We start from the raw sequence: 420 nt of genomic DNA on the forward strand, positions 1-420 counted from the left end.
GTAGTAAATCTCCTGGTAAAGAAGGAGCAATGAAGTGGACCCCAATTTTCGGACCACGGGTTAAGGTGGATTTCTTTGGCTCGTGGATGAGGGTATCGTGGCGTCATCAGGAGGTTTCAGATGGCAACTGCTTGGCATACACCGGCCGGCCGCGTCCTTGCACTTCGTGCTGATCCTCGGCAGGCGACGGAACTTCGTGTCGAGGCGTGGTCGACAAGCGAGCAGACCCTTAGTGTACGGATGCTTGGGATTCTCGAAGATTTGGTGGTCGCCTGTTGGCAGGAACTGCGACAGAAGTTTCGCGGCGGCTATCTGTTTGTGCCACGATACCCTCATCCACGAGCCAAAGAAATCCACCTTAACCCGTGGTCCGAAAATTGGGGTCCACTTCATTGCTCCTTCTTTACCAGGAGATTTAGC

Annotated in this window: 1 protein-coding gene; it reads right to left on the reverse strand. The window is 53.8% G+C overall.

Annotation, left to right across the window (positions count from 1 at the left end; all coding sequences use genetic code 11):
• Positions 1–60: 60 nt before the first annotated feature.
• Positions 61–393 (reverse strand): hypothetical protein, encoded by a 333-nt coding sequence (locus tag AB1L30_RS00500; RefSeq protein ID WP_367011394.1) that lies wholly within the window; start codon positions 391–393, stop codon positions 61–63.
• Between the last annotated feature and the right edge of the window lie 27 nt (positions 394–420).

The organism is Bremerella sp. JC817, assembly GCF_040718835.1.
Lineage (GTDB): Bacteria > Planctomycetota > Planctomycetia > Pirellulales > Pirellulaceae > Bremerella.